The sequence below is a fragment of the Verrucomicrobiota bacterium genome (assembly GCA_016200005.1).
In the GTDB taxonomy this organism is placed as follows: domain Bacteria; phylum Verrucomicrobiota; class Verrucomicrobiia; order Limisphaerales; family PALSA-1396; genus PALSA-1396.
This window is the reverse complement of record JACQFP010000006.1, coordinates 121,666-139,183: the sequence shown is the minus strand read 5'-3', so window position 1 is coordinate 139,183 and position 17,518 is coordinate 121,666. Positions and strand designations below refer to the sequence as shown.

The 17,518-nt window shown below is 58.5% G+C and carries 18 protein-coding genes; 13 read left to right on the top strand and 5 right to left on the bottom strand.

Annotated features, from left to right (window positions below; translation table 11 throughout):
* Window positions 1-25: 25 nt before the first annotated feature.
* From HY298_01965 to HY298_01905, 13 genes are all read left to right on the top strand, one after another.
* Window positions 26-1,438 carry a UDP-N-acetylmuramoyl-tripeptide--D-alanyl-D-alanine ligase gene (locus HY298_01965; protein MBI3849046.1) on the top strand — a complete coding sequence of 471 codons (1,413 nt, stop codon included), beginning with the start codon at window positions 26-28 and terminating at the stop codon, window positions 1,436-1,438.
* 4 nt (window positions 1,439-1,442) lie between these two features.
* Window positions 1,443-1,688 carry a hypothetical protein gene (locus tag HY298_01960; protein MBI3849045.1) on the top strand — a complete coding sequence of 82 codons (246 nt, stop codon included), beginning with the start codon at window positions 1,443-1,445 and terminating at the stop codon, window positions 1,686-1,688.
* Window positions 1,689-1,691: 3 nt separating this feature from the next.
* Window positions 1,692-2,840 (top strand): phospho-N-acetylmuramoyl-pentapeptide-transferase, encoded by a 1,149-nt coding sequence (gene mraY / locus HY298_01955; protein ID MBI3849044.1) that lies wholly within the window; start codon window positions 1,692-1,694, stop codon window positions 2,838-2,840.
* A 3-nt stretch (window positions 2,841-2,843) separates the two neighbouring features.
* Window positions 2,844-3,314: a hypothetical protein gene (locus tag HY298_01950; protein ID MBI3849043.1), complete on the top strand. Its 471-nt coding sequence runs from the start codon at window positions 2,844-2,846 to the stop codon at window positions 3,312-3,314.
* 102 nt (window positions 3,315-3,416) lie between these two features.
* Complete coding sequence (locus HY298_01945) at window positions 3,417-4,136, top strand: LysM peptidoglycan-binding domain-containing protein (protein ID MBI3849042.1); 720 nt, start codon at window positions 3,417-3,419, stop codon at window positions 4,134-4,136.
* Between the two features lie 9 nt (window positions 4,137-4,145).
* Window positions 4,146-5,360 (top strand): putative lipid II flippase FtsW, encoded by a 1,215-nt coding sequence (gene ftsW / locus HY298_01940; GenBank protein ID MBI3849041.1) that lies wholly within the window; start codon window positions 4,146-4,148, stop codon window positions 5,358-5,360.
* 96 nt (window positions 5,361-5,456) lie between these two features.
* Window positions 5,457-6,638 (top strand): undecaprenyldiphospho-muramoylpentapeptide beta-N-acetylglucosaminyltransferase, encoded by a 1,182-nt coding sequence (gene murG, locus HY298_01935; GenBank protein MBI3849040.1) that lies wholly within the window; start codon window positions 5,457-5,459, stop codon window positions 6,636-6,638.
* A gap of 26 nt (window positions 6,639-6,664) precedes the next feature.
* A complete protein-coding gene (gene murB / locus HY298_01930; GenBank protein ID MBI3849039.1) occupies window positions 6,665-7,603 on the top strand; it encodes a UDP-N-acetylmuramate dehydrogenase in 939 nt (312 codons plus the stop codon).
* 115 nt (window positions 7,604-7,718) lie between these two features.
* A complete protein-coding gene (locus HY298_01925; GenBank protein MBI3849038.1) occupies window positions 7,719-8,648 on the top strand; it encodes a D-alanine--D-alanine ligase in 930 nt (309 codons plus the stop codon).
* Window positions 8,645-9,607 (top strand): FtsQ-type POTRA domain-containing protein, encoded by a 963-nt coding sequence (locus HY298_01920; protein MBI3849037.1) that lies wholly within the window; start codon window positions 8,645-8,647, stop codon window positions 9,605-9,607. The genes HY298_01925 and HY298_01920 overlap by 4 nt, the downstream gene beginning before the upstream one ends.
* The gene (ftsA, locus tag HY298_01915) at window positions 9,600-10,889 is read left to right on the top strand and encodes a cell division protein FtsA (GenBank protein MBI3849036.1); all 1,290 of its coding nucleotides are present in this window, start codon (window positions 9,600-9,602) and stop codon (window positions 10,887-10,889) included. Before HY298_01920 ends, ftsA begins: the two co-directional genes overlap by 8 nt.
* A 26-nt stretch (window positions 10,890-10,915) precedes the next feature.
* On the top strand, window positions 10,916-12,310 hold the full coding sequence (gene ftsZ / locus HY298_01910) for a cell division protein FtsZ (GenBank protein MBI3849035.1): 1,395 nt from the start codon (window positions 10,916-10,918) through the stop codon (window positions 12,308-12,310).
* A 169-nt stretch (window positions 12,311-12,479) separates the two neighbouring features.
* Window positions 12,480-12,776 carry a hypothetical protein gene (locus tag HY298_01905; GenBank protein ID MBI3849034.1) on the top strand — a complete coding sequence of 99 codons (297 nt, stop codon included), beginning with the start codon at window positions 12,480-12,482 and terminating at the stop codon, window positions 12,774-12,776.
* Between the two features lie 25 nt (window positions 12,777-12,801).
* Here the strand turns inward: HY298_01905 and HY298_01900 are convergent, their stop codons facing one another.
* The 5 genes from HY298_01900 to HY298_01880 form a co-directional block, all read right to left on the bottom strand.
* Window positions 12,802-13,614, bottom strand: a complete 813-nt coding sequence (locus HY298_01900) for a TatD family hydrolase (protein MBI3849033.1) — start codon at window positions 13,612-13,614, stop codon at window positions 12,802-12,804.
* A 36-nt stretch (window positions 13,615-13,650) separates the two neighbouring features.
* Window positions 13,651-14,007 carry a four helix bundle protein gene (locus tag HY298_01895; GenBank protein ID MBI3849032.1) on the bottom strand — a complete coding sequence of 119 codons (357 nt, stop codon included), beginning with the start codon at window positions 14,005-14,007 and terminating at the stop codon, window positions 13,651-13,653.
* A gap of 33 nt (window positions 14,008-14,040) precedes the next feature.
* Window positions 14,041-14,322, bottom strand: coding sequence for a hypothetical protein (locus HY298_01890; GenBank protein ID MBI3849031.1), 282 nt, complete (start codon window positions 14,320-14,322; stop codon window positions 14,041-14,043).
* A 145-nt stretch (window positions 14,323-14,467) separates the two neighbouring features.
* Entirely contained in the window at window positions 14,468-15,307 is an 840-nt protein-coding gene (locus tag HY298_01885) for an alpha/beta hydrolase (GenBank protein ID MBI3849030.1), read from the bottom strand.
* Between the two features lie 16 nt (window positions 15,308-15,323).
* Window positions 15,324-17,513 (bottom strand): AMP-binding protein, encoded by a 2,190-nt coding sequence (locus HY298_01880; protein ID MBI3849029.1) that lies wholly within the window; start codon window positions 17,511-17,513, stop codon window positions 15,324-15,326.
* Window positions 17,514-17,518: the final 5 nt, after the last annotated feature.

The window sequence follows — 17,518 nt, the reverse complement described above, 5'->3', positions numbered from 1 at the left end:
GGCTTTTGCGATGGAGCCTCGCTCTTTGAAATATGTCGTTGCCGCCTGCGCAGGGGAACAAGTCAGTGGCGCTCCGGAGACGTTGATCAACCGCGTCTGCACGGATTCACGGCAGGCGCAGCGGGGTGACTTGTTTGTGGCGTTGGCCGGCGAACGATTCGACGGTCACGATTTTCTGGCCGAAGTGGCGCGCAAGGGTGCCGCTGCTGTATTGATAAATCGTTCCAAAGCAACTGTCACGCCCGCCATCGGCTGCGCCGTGATCACGGTGGCTGATCCGCGCCAGGCTTTGGGCCGGTTGGCGGCGCGTTACCGGATGGACTTCGCATTGCCGGTCATCGCGGTGGGCGGGTCGAACGGAAAAACGACGACCAAGGAATTGTTGGCGGCAGTGTTGCGTCAAAAACTGACCACGCTGGCGAGCGAAGCCAGCTTCAACAATGACATCGGTGTACCGTTGACTTTGTTGAAGCTGGAAGCCCCGACTCAAGTCGGGGTGCTGGAGGTGGCCACCAACCATCCCGGCGAACTGGCGCCGCTGCTGCGGATGATCCAGCCGAAGTTCGGCATCATTACCAGTCTGGGTCGGGAGCACTTGGAATATTTTGAGAATATGAATGGCGTGATTGAGGAAGAAGGTTGGTTGGCGGAATTGTTGCCGGCGGATGGGAAGCTGTTTGTCAACGGTGACAGCGAAGGCATCGAGCGCATTGCCAAACGCAGCCGTGCTCCCATTGTGCGCGTGGGTCTTTCGGACAAAAACGATTGGCGCGCGCGCGACATCCAGTCGTCGAAACAGGGTGCGCTATTTCAGGTGGAGGCGCCGAAGGCGGAGCTTGCCGGTGAATACCGGATCAATTTATCGGGCCGGCATCAGGTGGTGAACGCGCTTTTTGGGTTGGTGGTTGGTGCGGAACTGGGCCTGGGCCGCGCTGATATTCAGCGCGGCCTAGCCGACTGCAAGCCATTGAAGATGCGGTTGCAGTTGTGGGAAGTGAACGGCATCCAGGTGCTGGACGATTCCTATAACGCCAATGCGGATTCGATGCTCGTCGCGTTGCAGGTGTTGCAGGAATTGCCCTGCGCCGGACGCCGCGTGGCGGTGCTCGGCGACATGGCTGAACTGGGCGCCCACAGTCCGGCGGCGCATGAGGAAGTCGGACGGCGGGCGGCGGAGCTGGGCGTCGAACAACTGTTTGCCGTCGGAAAAATGGCCCGGGCGATGGCGGGCGCGGCCCGATCCGCCGGACTCAACCGGGTATTCGAATTTGATGATGTTGAAACCGCAGGACACGCGGTGAAAAACTTTTTGAAAACCGGCGATCTCGTGCTTTTGAAAGCGTCGCGCGCCACTCGCCTGGAGCGAGTGGGTGAAATTTTGCGCGGCCGCCGGCCCGGAGACTACTCTCCGGAGGGCACGCCAGCTAAACCCAAATAGTATTATGACAAACTCCTCCAGCAAGTGCGTTCATGCGCAGTCCAAACGCCGACTGGCGAACGAGCAGCGCCAGCTTCGCGACCAAGCGGTGGCGCTCGGCGTTCCGGGTTTTCTTATCCGGCTGGCTGACTGGAACCAGCTAGAGCTCACGAAAGACTCGCCGAGTGGAATGAACGGTGCACCCACTTCGGGCGATGCAGACACTTCTATTCTATGGGGCGAGCCGCTGCCAATGTTCCGGCACGATTGACGAATGTTTTATTACTTGAGCCAATATTTTCTGGATGTCTCCACGGATACGGCGTGGGCGGATCGGGTTTCGGGATTGCGCCTCTTTCGTTACATCACGTTCCGTTCCGCCGGCGCGGCGGTGACGGCATTGTTGCTGAGTTGGTGGCTCGGACCGCGGGTGATTGTGTGGTTGAAAGAATTGAAATTTGGACAGGAATATTTGGACAAGGCTGAAACGGCAGGCGGGATGACGGCGCGTGTTTTAAGCAAGAAAGGAACTCCGACGATGGGCGGCGTCCTGATCATCATGGTGCTGAACCTGACGACGCTGCTGTGGGCGCAGTGGAATACCATGGTGCAACTGAGTTTGCTGTCGGTGATCGTGCTGGCCGGGCTGGGGTTTTATGATGATTACGCCAAAATCGTGGAGCAGAGCGGCGGAGGAACCAAATCGCACGTCAAACTTTGGGTGCAGTCCGCGTTGGCATTGTTCATCGGCGTTTACTTGTGGATGGTGCCGGCGACCAGCCAGTTGATTACGGAGATCATGGTGCCCTTTTACAAGTATCCGGCGATGACGGGTGCCGCCGGCGTCGGGCTGGTGTTGGTGGTGCTGACCATCGTTGGCAGTTCCAACGCGGTCAACGTGACGGATGGGCTGGACGGACTGGCCATTGGCTGCACGTTGATTGTTTCGATTGTGTTCCTGGTGATGACCTACGCGGCGGGGCATGTGGAACTGTCGAAGTATCTGCAAATTCCGCACGTCTCGGGCGCCGGTGAATTGACCGTGTTCTGCGCGGCGATCATCGGCGCGGGGTTGGGCTTCTTGTGGTTCAATTGTCATCCGGCGCAAGTGTTCATGGGCGACACGGGTTCACTGCCGCTGGGCGGGGCGCTGGGGATCATCGCCGTGCTGATTCACCAACCGCTGGTGCTGGTGATTGCGGGCGGGGTTTTTGTGATCGAAGCCGGTTCGGTGCTGTTGCAGACGGGCTGGTTTCGTTACACCCGCCGGCGGTATGGGTTGGGGCAGCGGCTTTTTTTGATGGCGCCCATTCATCATCATTTTGAAAAAAAAGGCTGGTATGAATCGCAAGTGGTGATGCGCTTTTACATTTTGGGAGTGTTGTTCGCGGTCGTGGCCTTGAGCAGTTTGAAAATCCGGTGAGCGATGAAGAAAGAAAATGAAAAAGCAGAAAGCAGAAAGCAGAAAACTGAAATGATTGCTGCTTTCAACTTTCCCGACGTCAGCACTTCCCCGCGCGAAGGACAAGCGGCGTGGCGCCTTTTTACTCCTTGCACCGTGATGCGTTCGTTGTTAGAAGCAGTCAACAGAGCCCCGACGGCGGAGGTCGGGGTTCCGGGCGAGGTGGTGTTGGTTTCAGCCGCTTGCTCCAGCTTCGACTCGCCCCGTGGAGTAATCGAGCAGGCACGCTGGCGGCTCAACGGCCTCACTACTAAACGGGGCGAGGTTCGAAACCACCAGCATCGGGGGGATGTGTTTCGCCAGGCGGTCAACCCCGACTCGGAGTCGGCCGTCACGCACGCAGGCCTCCGGCCCGTAGCCTGCGCCCCGGAGGGGAACGACAACAAAAGTCCCGCGCGTGTCGGGACCAACCGAACCGACAATGTCGAAGAATAATTTTTTAATTTGCTTCGGGGTTTTTGAGGAAAAACCCCGGCGCAACTCAACCATGAACCACCAACCACCTCAAAGAAAGGACGCCCACCAGCGCCAAATATAATGAATAACTCAAATCCACTCATTCCCCAAGGCTCGAACCTGGAGCAAAAAATCAAGGGCCGCTCCCGCGTGAAGCTCGCCGTTTTCATCGTGCTCGCCGCGCACGTGCTCTTCCTGGGACCGCTGCTGATGCAAGGTTGCAAACGCGAACAACCGCCGGCACCCGTGGCGGAGACCAACGCCCTGCCACCGTTGGAATCCCTGACCAATGAACTGCCGCAGTTGACCAACACCGCCACGCCACCACCCGCCGACACCAATCTGCCGGTCGCGCCGGCGCCCGGAGCTCCGGCGGCAGGCGCAACGGAATACACCGTCGTTAAAGGTGATTCCTTCTATACCATCGGCAAGAAATTCGGTGTTTCTGTGAAGGCGATCGCCGCCGCCAATCCCGGTGTCGATTCCGCCAAACTGCAAATCGGCAAGACGCTGCATATTCCTGCGCCTGCTGCCGCGGCGCCGGCGACCGGAGTCAACGGCGCAACCGTTCCAGCGGTGGAAGGTGAGAAACTTTACAAGGTCAAGTCCGGCGATACGTTGAGCACGATTGCCAAGGCACATAATACCACGGTCAAAGCCATCCGGGCAGCCAACAACTTGACCACGGACAAGATCAAAGTCGGGCAAGAACTCAAAATGCCCGCGCCCAAAGCTGCCGCACCGGCGCTGGTTCCCGCTCAGCCAACACCCGCGCCCGCGACAACTCCGCCGGCAAACTAGAAAACTTGAATGGCGAGACTCAACATGGCCAGGACTCGAAAAGCGATTCAAACGGGGCCGGACGCTCCTCTGTCCGGTCCCGGGGTCAACGCTGGCAAGCTGAAACTCGCGACCACCACTCTCGTGTTTTGTGTCGCTGCCCTGCTGGCGCTGGGCATGGTGATGCTCTACAGTTCCAGCGTCGGTATGCCGCAAGTCGGCGCAACTTATTTGGTCCGACAATTGGCTTGGTGTGCACTCGGATTGCTGGCCTGTGGGCTGGCGGCTTCGTTGGATTACCGGGTATTCCAAAAACTGGCCTGGCCGCTTCTGGCGCTGACGGTGGTTTTGCTGGTGCTGGTGTTGATCCCGGGGATCGGGCGCGGGATGGTCAAAGGCGCGCGGCGTTGGTTTGATTTCGGCGTGGGCAGTTTCCAGCCTTCGGAACTGGCCAAGATCACTTTGATTATCGTGCTGGCCCATTACGCGTCGCGGTATCAAAGGCACATGCAGACGTTCTGGCGCGGCATCGGAATTCCGAGCGTGATCATCGGCTTGGTGCTGGGTTTGATTTTCATCGAGCCGGACCGCGGCACTGCGATTCTGCTGGCGTCAGTCAGCGGCGCATTGCTGTTGATTGCGGGCGTTCGCTGGAAATTTTTGGTTCCGCCGGTGGTGGTGGCGGTGGTGGGCCTGGTAATTTCACTGTTTCACGATCCGATGCGCATTCGAAGAATTTTCAGTTGGATCAACCTGGAGGAAACCAAAGCCGGCGTTGGCTATCAGGCGTATCATGCCATGCTGGCGCTGGGCTCGGGCGGCGTGACCGGCCGGGGCCTGGGCGAAAGCCGCCAGAAACTTGGTTTCCTTCCTGATCATCACACCGATTTTATTTTTTCAGTGATTGGCGAGGAACTGGGGTTGATCGCCACCCTTCTGGTGGTCGTGGCGTTCGTGGCGCTGGTGATCTGTGGCATTTACATCGCTTGGAATTCGCGCGACCTGTTCGGGCTGTTGCTCGGTTCGGGCATCACATTTTTGATCGCGCTGCAAGCGTTCATCAACATTGGTGTGGTCACGAGCGCGCTGCCCAACAAAGGATTGCCGCTGCCCTTCATCAGTTATGGCGGCTCCAGTCTGCTCGTGATGCTGACCTGTGTCGGCCTGTTGATCAGCATTGCGCGCAAGGGAAACGCGGCCGGTCGAGTGACGCCGGGCACGAGTGACTGGAAACCAGAAAACTGAAACACTCAACATTCAACTCTCAACTCTCAACGCTGAACTCTGAACTCTGAACTCCCATCCCGCCGCCTTCCGGCCTCCGGCCTCCGGCCTCCGGCAGTGGCCATCGCGTGTGGTGGCACGGGCGGGCATCTCTTTCCGGGTCTGGCGGTGGCGCACCAACTCATCCACCATGGCTGCGCCGTCACGCTCCTTGTTTCTCCCAAAGAGGTGGATCAACTGGCCGTCCGGCAGCTCTCAACCCTCAACTCTCCACTCTCAACTGACCTGGCGGTGGCCACCTTGCCCGCGGTGGGGCTGACGCGCGGTCGATGGATTGGCTTTGTGCGAGGTTCGTGGCAATCCTATCGGGCGGCGCAAAAACTTTTTCGCGCGCGTCCGCCGCAAGCCGTGCTGGCGATGGGCGGGTTCACGAGTGCGCCGCCGATTTGGGCGGCACAAAAATCCCAGGCGGCAACTTACTTGCACGAATCCAACACCATTCCGGGCAAGGCAAACCGTTGGCTGGCGCGCAAGGTCGATCAGGCGTTTGTCGGCTTTCCCGCCGCGGCTTCGCTCTTGCCGACGCGTAAAGTGTTGATCACCGGCACGCCGGTGCGACCGCAATTCCGCCCACGCGATCCCGGGGCTTGCCGCGCCGCTTTGGGACTGGATGCGCAAAGACCGGTGTTGCTCGTGATGGGCGGGAGCCAGGGCGCCAACGCGATCAACGAACTCATTTTGCAAATGCTGCCCCGGTTGGCGGAGCGCGCGCCGCAATTACAACTGCTCCATCTCACGGGTTCGAAGAAGTCGCAAAGAGTCACTGATGCCTGCGCCACTCACGAATTGAAGGCCGTGGTTGTCCCATTTCTCGCGGAGATGGAGCTGGCGCTGGGCGCGGCCACCGTGGCCATCAACCGCGCGGGCGCGTCGTCACTCGCGGAACTGGCGGCGATGCGTGTGCCGTCGGTGCTGATTCCCTTGCCGGGCGCCGCGGACAACCATCAATTCTATAATGCCCGCGCGTTTGAAGAGACCGGCGCCGCGCGGTTGCTGGAGCAACGGGCGGCCACGCCGGAGAAATTATTGCGGTTGATTCTGGAACTCGTTGAGAACGCCGCCGCCCGCGAGCGCATGCAGACGGCCCTCGCAAGCTGGCATTCACCGCGCGCCGCAGAACAGATCGCCGAATGCATGCTTGCTCAGATCGGAAATCACAAATTGGAGCTGGGCGAATGGCCTTCCCATCTGCCACCTGCCATTTCCCCTCTTCCACCCCGCCAGACCGCCCTGACGTGAACCAATCGAATCCCATTCCAGAGTGTGTGAGTCGAAACGAAAGTGAGTTTCAGGAAGACATGATTGCGCTGAAGGAAGCACTGGCTGCGAAACTTTCGCCCGACACTGTGCTGCGACTGGACGAGCCGTTGGCGAAACGTACGACGCTGCGCGTCGGCGGCCCCGCGGATCTGTATGTTGAACCGGCTGGCGAAGAGGAACTGGCCGCAGTGCTGAAGTTTTGCGCGGAGCATCATTTGCCGTTCATGCTGCTCGGTCGCGGCTCCAACCTGTTGATCAAAGACGGCGGCATCCGGGGTGTGGTGATTTGCCTGGCGCATCCGCATTTCAATCGCATCGAGGTCGCCGGTTACCGGCTGCATTGCGGCGCGGGCGCCAAACTCAAACTGGTGGCGGTGGAAGCCCGCCGGAACGGCCTTACCGGCCTGGAATTTCTGGAGGGCATTCCCGGCAGCGTGGGCGGCGCGTTGCGGATGAACGCCGGCGCGATGGGTGGGTGGATGTTTGATGTTGTGGAGTCCATTCGTTTCATGGATTACAGCGGCGAGGTGCATAATCGCGACGTCGGCGAAGTGGAAGTGGAGTACCGCAGTTGCGCCTTGCTGAAGAACCACATTGCGCTGGGTGCGGTGCTCAAAGGCCATCCCGCCTCGCGCGACGTGGTCAAGCAGCGGATGGATACGTTTAACAAGAAACGCTGGGACACGCAGCCGAGCGCGCCGAGTGCCGGTTGCATTTTCAAGAACCCCGGCACCATCCCTGCCGGCAAACTGATTGACGAACTGGGCTTGAAGGGCACTCGCGTTGGCGGCGCCGTGGTTTCCGACGAACACGGAAATTTCATTGTCAATGAAGGCACGGCCACGGCGAAGGATGTTTTGGAATTGATCGACGTCATCCGTCACCGGGCAAGAACGGAGCGGGGAATTGAGTTGGAGACTGAGGTGGAGATTGTGGGGGAATGAATCAAATACCAAAATACCCAATGACCCAAATACCCAACTTCCAATTGTCACCGCTTGTTGTGGTATTTGGGTGCTTGGGTACTTGGGTGTTTGGATGTTTGTCTGTCTTGAACCAATGGCCGCAAAACTGAATATCACAGTCATGCTGGGCGGACCGGGTTCCGAACGCGAAGTCTCATTGCGTTCCGGCGCCGAAGCAGCGAAGGCGTTGCGCTCGCTCGGACACACCGTCCATGAACTTGATCCGCAGAACGGTTCGTGGTCGTTGCCGGCTGGCACGGATGTGGTTTTCCTCGCGTTGCACGGCACTTACGGCGAGGACGGCTCCGTGCAGCAACGGCTGGAGGAATTGAACGTGCCTTATACCGGCTGCGGTGTCGAAGCCAGCCGGCTGGCCTTCGACAAGAATTTGACCAAGCAACGTTGCGTCGCGGCTGGGGTGCCAACGGCGCGGTTTACCGTGATTGATGCGCCGAAGTCGCCCTGGCCCGTGGGCTGGCAGCCACCAGTGGTGCTCAAACCGGTGCGGCAGGGTTCCAGCGTTGGCTTGCAATTCGTGGAGCGAGTCGAGGATTGGGCGCGCGCGCTCGCGGAGGCGTTGCGGCATGATTCCGAAGTCTTGATGGAGGAAAAAATCTCCGGGCGTGAAACCACCGTCGGCATTCTGGCGGGCAAAGCGTTGCCGATTGTAGAAGTCCGTCCCAAGACCGGTGTTTACGATTACCACAACAAATACACCGTCGGCACGACGGAATATTTCTGTCCCGCGCCGTTTGATGAGGCGACGACCGTGCGGATTCAAACGGCGGGGCTTGAAGCGTTCAAGGTCATCGGCGGTCGTGATTACGCGCGGGTGGACGTGATGGTCACTTCCGAGGGCCAACCGGTGGTGTTGGAGGTCAACACGCTGCCCGGCATGACAGAGACCAGTCTCCTGCCGAAGGCGGCGGCGGCGGCGGGCATCACTTATCCGAAGTTATGCCAGAGCATGGTCAATCTGGCGCTTCGACGTGCCGCAAAGAAATCCAAAACAAAACAAGAATGAGTTGGTTCAAACGAAAACCGAAAAATCGGCGGTTGAGTCGCGGACATGTACTCTCCGTTAAACTGCGCTCCAGACAGGTCCGCGCCGCGCGCGTGCGTTTCAGCGCCATTGCATTGGGCGTCTGCTTCGGCACGGTTTTCGGACTTTACCTGCTTTGGCGCACGGGTGATTGGGCGCTCGACCGGCTGGTGTACGAAAACAACGCCTTTGCCATCCGGGAAATCGACGTGCAAACCGACGGAGTAATTGCGCGCGATCAATTACGCCGGTGGGCGGGTGTCAAGCTGGGCGACAACTTGGTGGCGTTGGATCTGGCGCGGGTCAAACGGGATTTGGAATTGAATTCCCTGATTCAATCGGTGGCGGCGGAGCGCGTGTTGCCTCATACCTTGAAACTGCGCGTCGTGGAACGCGAGCCGGTGGCGCAGGTTTTTGTGCCGCGACCCGGCGCAAAGGGTGGATATGAAATGACGGTGCTTCAACTCGACGTGGAAGGTTACGTCATGCTGCCGTTGGAGCGACGGCAACGGGCCGCACCCACCACGCAAGCGGACCAATTGTTGCCCACGCTCATGGGCATTGCGCCGGGTGAATTGCTTCCCGGCAAGCGGATTGAATCCCCGCAGGCGCGCGCGGCGTTGCAGTTGATCGACCAGTTTGAGCGTTCGCCGATGGCCGGACTGGTGGATTTGCGGCGGATCGATTTGTCTGCGCCGGAGATTCTGCAGGTCACCACGGGGCAGGGCAGCGAAGTCACGTTCCCGACGCACGAACTGGATCGCCAATTGCGCCGGTGGCGCGCGGTGTATGAACTGGGCCAGACCAACGGCGTCGCCATCGCCAGCATCGATCTCTCAGTCGCCAGCAACATCCCCGTTCGTTTTATGCAGGCCGGCACCGCGCCGTCGGTCATTCCCAAGAAGATCAACCTTCAACGCAACAGGAAAAAAAATGTTTGAACCTGCCTCCCTTATTGTCGGCCTGGAAATCGGCACGTCCAAAATATGCGCCGCGGTGGGTGAAATCAACGCCGCCGGCGCGGTGAATCTCATCGGCCTGGGACAGTCGCGCTCCCGCGGCGTGCGTAAAGGCGAGATCGCCGATGCCCCGCTCGCCGAAGAGGACGTGCGCAACGCCATCGTCGAAGCCGAGCAGATGGCCGACGTGGAGATTCGCAGCGTGTACCTCGGCGTCACCGGCGGACACATTCGCGGCTTTAACAATCGCGGGGTTCATCCGGTGGTTTCGGCGGACCGCGAGATTGCAGAGGAAGATGTTCAAGATGTCATCAAGAACGCCAAGGCCATTAATCTGCCGGCGCAAAACCATGTCGTACACGCCATCCGCCAGCATTTTCTCGTGGACGGCCAGGATGGCATTGAAAATCCGGTCGGCATGTTCGGCGCGCGGGTGGAAGTGGACGTCCACGTGGTTCACGGCAATTTCAATCGGCTGCAAAATCCAATTCGCACGGTCAAGAGTCTGCAACTCGAAGTGGAGGCAATCGTCTTCAACGGCCTGGCGTCCGCGTTGGCGCTGCTCACGCCGGAGCAAAAGGAACTGGGCGCGCTGGTGATCGACATCGGCGGTGGCACGACGGATTATGCGGTTTACGCCGACGGCACCATCAAACACACCGGCGTGCTGGCCATCGGCGGCGATCACGTCTCGAACGACCTTGCTTACGGATTGAAAGTGCCGTTGGGGCGGGCGGAACAACTCAAGATCGAACACGGTGCCGCCCTGCTCGACTCGGCCTGTGGAGTAAGCGTTTCGGGGCGCGCTGCACTGGGCGCGGGCGTTACTCCACAGGCCGAGAGCATCAAAGGCAAGACCATCACCCTTTCCAATGAACTGGGCCTCACTTTGAAAACCATCAACCTGGAGCACTTGCGCCGGATCATGTCGCTGCGTCTGGAGGAAATCTTCCAACTCATCGGGCAGGACCTGGAGCAGGCGGGGCTGCTGGATTATTTGCGCTCCGGCATTTTCGTCTGCGGCGGCGGGTCGCGCATTCCGCAAATTGAAAAGCTTGGCGAAAAAGTTTTCGAGTTGCCCGTCTCGCTCGGCAAGGCCAGTTCCATCAGCGGCCTCAAGTCGGCCCTCGACCAGCCGGAGTTCGCCACGGCCATTGGCTTGGTCAAGTATGGTTCATTTATTCAGCATCAAAAGAAGTCGGGCCGCGCTTCCCTGACTGACGGAATCAAAACCACGCTCAGTCAAATCTTCCGGCTCGGCTGACCAAGCAATTGAAAAAGCGACTGCCTATGAAACCCAATTCACAAGATAAAACGCCGAACCTCCCGGCGGGCAAAGCTAACCAGGCGCTGACCAAGGTGCCGGCGTCCACAACGATACCGGAGGCCAAGTCCAGGAAGAACATTTCCATAAAAGTGTTCGGCGTGGGTGGCGCTGGCGGCAACATGGTCGAACAGATGATCAAGAGCGGCTTCTCGGAGGTCTCATTCGCCGTCTTCAACACCGACGCCGAGTCGTTGGAGAATTCGTCGGCGACCCAGAAACTGCGTCTTGAGTCCAAACTCCTGCGGGGACTTGGCACAGGCGGCGACCCAGACCTCGGCCGCGCTGCGGCGGAGGAACATCTGCCGGAATTGAAAGCGCTGTGTGAAAAAACCGACGTTGTGTTTATCGTGGCAGGTTTGGGAGGCGGAACGGCAACTGGTGCCGCGCCCGTCGCGGCGAAGGTCGCCAAGGAAGCCGGTGCGCTGGTGCTCGGTTTCGTGACGTTGCCATTTGACTGCGAAGGCGTCCGGCGCCAGCGCCAGGCGCAGGAAGGACTTGAGCAGCTCAAGGCCGCGGCGGACGGCGTGATTTGTCTGCCCAACCAAAAAGTCTTCAAGTTGATCGATGAGAACACCAGTTTGATCGACACCTTCAAAATCACCAATGATTTGCTGGCCGACGGCGTGCGTGGTATCTGGCAACTGCTGACCCGAACCGGACTCATCGACATTCATTTCGCCGACCTTTGCGCGGTGCTGCGCGGACGGCATACGGAAAGTTCCTTCGCCGCCGCTGAAGCGATGGGCGCCAACCGCTCGCGTGAGGTGATGGAAAAAATGCTGGCGCATCCGATGTTCGAAGGCGGCCAGATGTTGAACGAAGCCGAGGCGGTGCTCGTGAGTCTGATGGGCGGGCCGGACCTGACGATGGCCGAAGTCAACCGCGTCATGGAACAGATCAACCGGCAATGTGAAAACGCTCAAGTCATCATGGGCGCCGCCGTGGACCCGGCGTTCAAAGACCGTTTGTCCGTGACGGTCGTTGCCACGCGCCCAAGTCTGCCGGAAAAGTCGCCGGCCGCAACCGATGATGTCGAAGCCGACGAAAGAACCCCAGCCCCTTCAAAGAACCGGCCGGGCTTGGAATCGCAGTTTCTCTCTCCATCGTTGACTGGCCGGCCCGCTTCGCGTTTCGTGGCGCCGCCGCCGGAATTGACCTCGGAAAAACGGGAGCAACTTCTGGAACAACAGGCGACCACTCTTGGACGGCAGCGAAAGAAATCATCCCGGATGCGGCAGGGCCAGTTGTCGTTGGAAATCATTTCCAAGGGCCGCTTTGACAAGAGTGAACCGACCATTCACAAAGGCGAAGACCTCGACGTGCCGACCTACATCCGCCGCGGCGTGGCGTTGAACTAAAAATGCGTGTAACGTGGAAGCCTTGACAAATCCCTCTGGCTCACGGAATTTGGAATATGACCCGAACAAGATTATACCAACCGAGTAGTCCGTAGCCGGGCAGCGTTCTCTTGCAACAAAATATTTCCGGCACAAATGACAGAGTTCTGACTAACAATTGGTTGCGCTCATGACGACAAAGCCAATACAGACACTGTTGCGGAAGCGACTCGCCGCAAGGATCCTCATGTGGACGTGCTTAGCTGCTGCGGTGCTGCCCGTCTCGGCTGCCGTGTTGGGCTTCTTATTTTATAGCAGGGTAAACACTGAACCTTTGGCGGCGGTGGGCCTGGCGGTAGCCATCTACTACGGGTGGCCTGTTCCGCTTTTCGGATTGATTGGCTTCGCCTTGGCACTGGAATGGAAGCAAGGCTTGGACGATCGGATAAAGGAGGTGCAGAATAAACGTAAGGGAGATGTCGCCTGACGGCAGATGCTTTACTTTTAGTCGTTCATCCTCCTGCCGGAAGCTTGAATTTCGCGCACTGGCTGAGAAACTTCAGCGGGTTCTGATAAATCAACTTATCGATAGCCTCAGAGCTGTGGCCTCGCTTGCGCATTTCCAGCGCGGTTTTGGGCACGGCCAGCGGATCACTCACGCCCCAATCGCAGGCGCTGTTCATCCAGATGCGTTGGTTACCGTAAACCTCCACCATGTCGATGGCACGCGCCGGGGAACATTTTGATTCGGGATAAAGCGTCATGCCTGCCCACATCCCGGCATCGAGCACCATCTTCACCGTGTGTTCCTCAACGTGATCGATGATAACGCGCTCCGGCTTGATGCGCTTGTCGCCCTTGATCAAATCCACGATGAGCCGCGTGCCTTTCAATTTATCTTCGAGGTGCGGCGTGTGGACGAGAATGAGTTGGTCGTGTTTGGCGGCGAGATCGACATGCTTCTCCAACACCTTCATCTCGTTCCGGCTGTTTTTGTTCAAGCCGATTTCGCCGATGCCCAGGACGTTGGGTCGGTCGAGAAATTTCGGAATGATGGCGATCACATCGTTAGCGAGCTTGAGGTCTTCGGATTCCTTTGGGTTGATGCAGAGCCAGCAGAAATGCGGCAGACCGAATTTGGCAGCGCGCTTCGGTTCATGCTCGGTAAGCTGACAGAAGTAATCGTAGAAACCGTCCACTGAACTGCGGTCGAATCCCGCCCAGAACGCCGGTTCACAAATCGCCGCGCACCCCGCCGTCACCATGCGGACGTAATCATCCGTAACGCGGCTGACCATGTGGGCGTGAGGTTCGATGTAGCGCATGACGAGTTGAGAGTAGTTTGAGTTGAGAGTTGAGAGTTACGCGAAGCCAAGCGACCGGCGCAAGCCGCTCAACATCTTGCTTTGTTCCTCAGCCGCAGTGTAAAGACGCTGACGGTCATCTTCAGACAAATAACTTTGTTTGCGAGCTATGAAAGATTGCGAGACGACTTCGAAGACTGAACCCGTCGCGATTTCCAAAAATCGGGAGTAATCATCACGCGAATGTCGCGACGTTCCTTCCGCGATGTTCGACGAAATGGAGACGGCGGCCCGCCGCATTTGATTGGTCAACCCAAACCGTTCGTCGTCGGGAAACGCGCGCGTGACTCGATAAACAAAATCCGCAAAATCAATTGCATTCTGCCAAACCTCTAACTTCTCAAAGTTGAACATTGTTCCTCCAATGGTTGTTTTTTCTCTCAACTCTCAACTCAAATTCCTCTCAACTCTTCCGGGCCACGCGCCTACCGCTCCTTTGCTCGCCGCTGCAGCTATCGGTTTCGTCGTCGGATCACTGAACGTCAGCAAGACTTGCTTGGCTTTCTCATGATTGTTCTGACCAAGCTCTTTCAATGCTTCGCGAAAGGCTTTGAAGCGAAAATCGTCGTCTCCTTCGGCGCGTTCAACGCGGTCCATGAAGGCCGCGAGATCGATGAGCTTGTGACGGGCGTCCATGAAGTAGAGATCAAGAATTTGCTGGCGTGTCATAAAGTCCTTTGTCGGGCGGCATTGTCCTTAACGATGCAACTGGACGCGCCCCTCACCATCTCCCCGTCGGACGGGGAGAGGGCCGGGGTGAGGGGCGTGTTCAACTGCATAATTAACATTATAGCGGCTTTCTTCCTGGCGACAATCAGCTTCTTGCGGCGACCGGCGTTGAGGTTTGCGTTATTGGAGATGGTTCGCGCGTTTCGTTCAGCCAACTCACAACCTGGTTGGCGGATGTTTTTGGCGCGGTGCCGAGAACGTTGTGGTCCGCGCGCCAGACGGTTTTGCCACCGCGATAGCCCGGACAATTTCGTCGCAGCCACCACCGGGCGTGATACCACGGCACGATCGGATCGACCATTCCCGCCAGGTAATACACGGGTAAATGTGTCCGGCGAGCAACGTCGCGCAAATCATTTTCGGCAATCAAGCCCAGCCGATGCGCGGCGGCGCAACGGTCCAGATCGGTGCGGCGGGCGATGAACTCCTTGATGCTGGCCATGGTTTCGGGCGCATGGCGATGACGGAATCGCGCGTACTTGGCGTAGAGGTAGAGGAAGCGAGTCAGCCAGGTCAGTGAGACACCGGCGCAAAATCTCTTCGCCAACCGCGCGCCCCAAGGCAGAGGATGTCGCACGAAACCGTTGGTCAAAATCAATCCTTTGATTTGGAATCGATTCTCGCCGCCGGAATTTCTACCGATCATTGCCCAGGCAACGATTGAGCTGAACGATTCACCGAGCAACCAGCCGCGCTGGATTCCGTTGGCGAGCAACTCGGCTTCAACCGCCGCCGCGTAATCGTCGAGTGACCAGGTCACCGTGCGCGGGTAGGTGAATTCCACGAAGCGAACGCGCTTCGCCATCGCCAATCGAAAACTGGTGACCAGCGTCCAGTCGCCGTGCGTGCCCGGCAAATACACCAACGTCGGCAATGAGGCGTCGCCGTGAATGCGGAGTTGGAGTTGTTCAACGTCTTTGTTCATGCCGTTCGCTCTCAAGCTAAATCATTTTCGCCAGTTCGCGATGATCTACCTTGCCCGTTCCCAGTTTTGGAATTTCGCGGACTACTTTCACCTCACGTGGCACGCAGAGATTCGTCAGCCCTTTGGCTTTGATCGCCGCGCGGATGTCTTCGAGTTGCAACTTTGGTTCGTTGGTGACAGCGATGAGCACTTCGCCCTTGTGTTCGTCCGGCCGCGCCACGATGGCGACCTGACCGCGCAAGCCGAATTGTGGAAACGCGCCGGCCAGCGCGTCCTCGACGGCGGCCAGGCTCACCATTTCGCCACTGACCTTAGCAAAACGTTTCAGGCGACCGCGAATGTGCAGGTAACCGTCGGCATCCACGCTCACGATGTCGCCAGTGTCATACCAGCCGCCGAGGGCCTTGAATTGGGCGTTGGCTTCGGCGTTCAGGTAACCGCGCATGATGTTCGGGCCACGCACAAACAACCGTCCGCCCTCCTCCACGCCTTCGACGGGCTCGAGCTTGAATTCCATTCCCGGCATGAGACGTCCGACGGAACCGTATTTGGGCGCGAGTGGAGTGTTGACGCTGATGCCGGGCGAACATTCCGTCGCGCCGTAACCTTCGAGGATGCGCACGCCGAAGCGTTGCGCCCAAGTGGTGGCGGTGGCTTCCTGCAATTGTTCCGCGCCGGCAAAAACGTAGCGCGCGCTCCGAAAATCATACGGGTGGGCTTTGCGCGCGTAGCCGTTCAGGAATGTATTCGTGCTCAGAAAGATGGTGCAGTTGGTATCATAAAAAGCAGTCGGGACCACGCGATAATGCAGCGGCGACGGATAAATGAACACATACATTCCGCGCACCAACGGAAGCAACGTGGCCACCGTAAGGCCGAAACTGTGAAAGAGCGGCAGCGCGTTGAACATGCGGTCAGTGTCCTGCATGTCGGCGACAGCCAGCATCTGGCGGATGTTGGCCAGCAGGTTGCGATGGGAAAGTTCCACGCCCTTCGGCTCGCCTTCCGACCCGCTCGTGAACATGACGACGGCAGGATCATCGCCGGAGTGGGGAGGGCGGAGTACGGAATGTGAGGTTAAAATGTGCCGGAACAAGGTGAAGAACTTTTGTGCGCCGGAAACCTGAGCGCGCACGTCCTCCAGATAAATAATTTCGATGCCGGCTTTGATGAGCGGCTCGATGTTTAGTCTGGCCCGTTCCAGAAATGCGCGGGAGGAAATGATTTGCTTGATCCCGGCCAATTGGACGCACGCCAGCATCGTCGCCATGCCAGTCGAGTAATTCAGAATTGCTGGGACTTTCCCAAAGCGCCATAGACTGAGAACGACCACGGGCATGGCGTTGACGTTGGGAAGCAGAACGCCGACGCGCTCGCCCTGTGGAGTAGCCGTAGCTGCATCGACGGTGGTGGACGCTGGGGTTATTTCACAGGGCGAGTCGCCTGGAGACAGCAGGGTTTTCCACTGTTGCGACAAAACGTCCGCGCCAACCAGCAACCGCCGGTAGGTGAGTTTCTGGCGCGTGAGGTCTTCCAAAACTATCTGTTTCGGACGTTGCTTGGCCATCTCCGCGATGGCCGCCAGCACGTTTGGCGGGCCAAATTCCATTTCCACGTTGAACTGTTGGTTCACGAGTTTGTCGCGCAGCCAGTTGGTGGTTTGAGTGCGGACTTGGAAAGCGCTGAGATGTTCCAAGTGCGGCGGCGTGAGCACTTCACTGAAGTGGGCGGTGACACGGGGAAAACATTTTTTCCAGCCGGCGTGCGGGGAGCAGAGCACGCGTTGCGCGCCGCGCAGATAACAGGTGATCACTTTTGCACGAGTTTTGAAAAGCAGGAAACCGGTGCCGTCGAACAGTTTCATCAATGTTCCCGTGCGCGAAAGCCGCCCCTCGGCAAACAACACCAGCCGTCCGCCCTTCTGCAAGAATTCTGCGATATGCTTCACCGCGTAGGGCGAGTTCGTGTCCACGGGGAACGTGTGACGGTTGATCATGAGCCGCCGATGCAACCAACTGCTTTGCGCCCGTGTACTCGAGGTCACAAAACGCCAGTCATCATCGAGACAGACCAGCAGGAAAAGCCAATCGAGCCACGAGACGTGGTTGGGAAGGAGCAGCACCGGTCCCGGCGCGCTCAAGACTGATTCGTTGTAGGCGCGGAATCGAAACAGCAAACGCAGAAGAAGGCGGAAGAAAGTTCTCATGGGCT

Bases quoted from the DNA above. Each gene is read 5' to 3' on its own strand.
- HY298_01925 (MBI3849038.1), top strand. From the start codon at position 7,719: ATGGCCGCAAAACTGAATATCACAGTCATGCTGGGCGGACCGGGTTCC.
- HY298_01890 (MBI3849031.1), bottom strand. From the start codon at position 14,322: ATGACACGCCAGCAAATTCTTGATCTCTACTTCATGGACGCCCGTCAC.
- HY298_01960 (MBI3849045.1), top strand. From the start codon at position 1,443: ATGACAAACTCCTCCAGCAAGTGCGTTCATGCGCAGTCCAAACGCCGA.
- HY298_01945 (MBI3849042.1), top strand. From the start codon at position 3,417: ATGAATAACTCAAATCCACTCATTCCCCAAGGCTCGAACCTGGAGCAA.
- HY298_01880 (MBI3849029.1), bottom strand. From the start codon at position 17,513: ATGAGAACTTTCTTCCGCCTTCTTCTGCGTTTGCTGTTTCGATTCCGC.
- HY298_01885 (MBI3849030.1), bottom strand. From the start codon at position 15,307: ATGAACAAAGACGTTGAACAACTCCAACTCCGCATTCACGGCGACGCC.
- ftsA (MBI3849036.1), top strand. From the start codon at position 9,600: ATGTTTGAACCTGCCTCCCTTATTGTCGGCCTGGAAATCGGCACGTCC.
- HY298_01895 (MBI3849032.1), bottom strand. From the start codon at position 14,007: ATGTTCAACTTTGAGAAGTTAGAGGTTTGGCAGAATGCAATTGATTTT.
- HY298_01900 (MBI3849033.1), bottom strand. From the start codon at position 13,614: ATGCGCTACATCGAACCTCACGCCCACATGGTCAGCCGCGTTACGGAT.
- HY298_01950 (MBI3849043.1), top strand. From the start codon at position 2,844: ATGAAGAAAGAAAATGAAAAAGCAGAAAGCAGAAAGCAGAAAACTGAA.
- mraY (MBI3849044.1), top strand. From the start codon at position 1,692: ATGTTTTATTACTTGAGCCAATATTTTCTGGATGTCTCCACGGATACG.
- ftsW (MBI3849041.1), top strand. From the start codon at position 4,146: ATGGCGAGACTCAACATGGCCAGGACTCGAAAAGCGATTCAAACGGGG.
- ftsZ (MBI3849035.1), top strand. From the start codon at position 10,916: ATGAAACCCAATTCACAAGATAAAACGCCGAACCTCCCGGCGGGCAAA.
- HY298_01905 (MBI3849034.1), top strand. From the start codon at position 12,480: ATGACGACAAAGCCAATACAGACACTGTTGCGGAAGCGACTCGCCGCA.
- HY298_01920 (MBI3849037.1), top strand. From the start codon at position 8,645: ATGAGTTGGTTCAAACGAAAACCGAAAAATCGGCGGTTGAGTCGCGGA.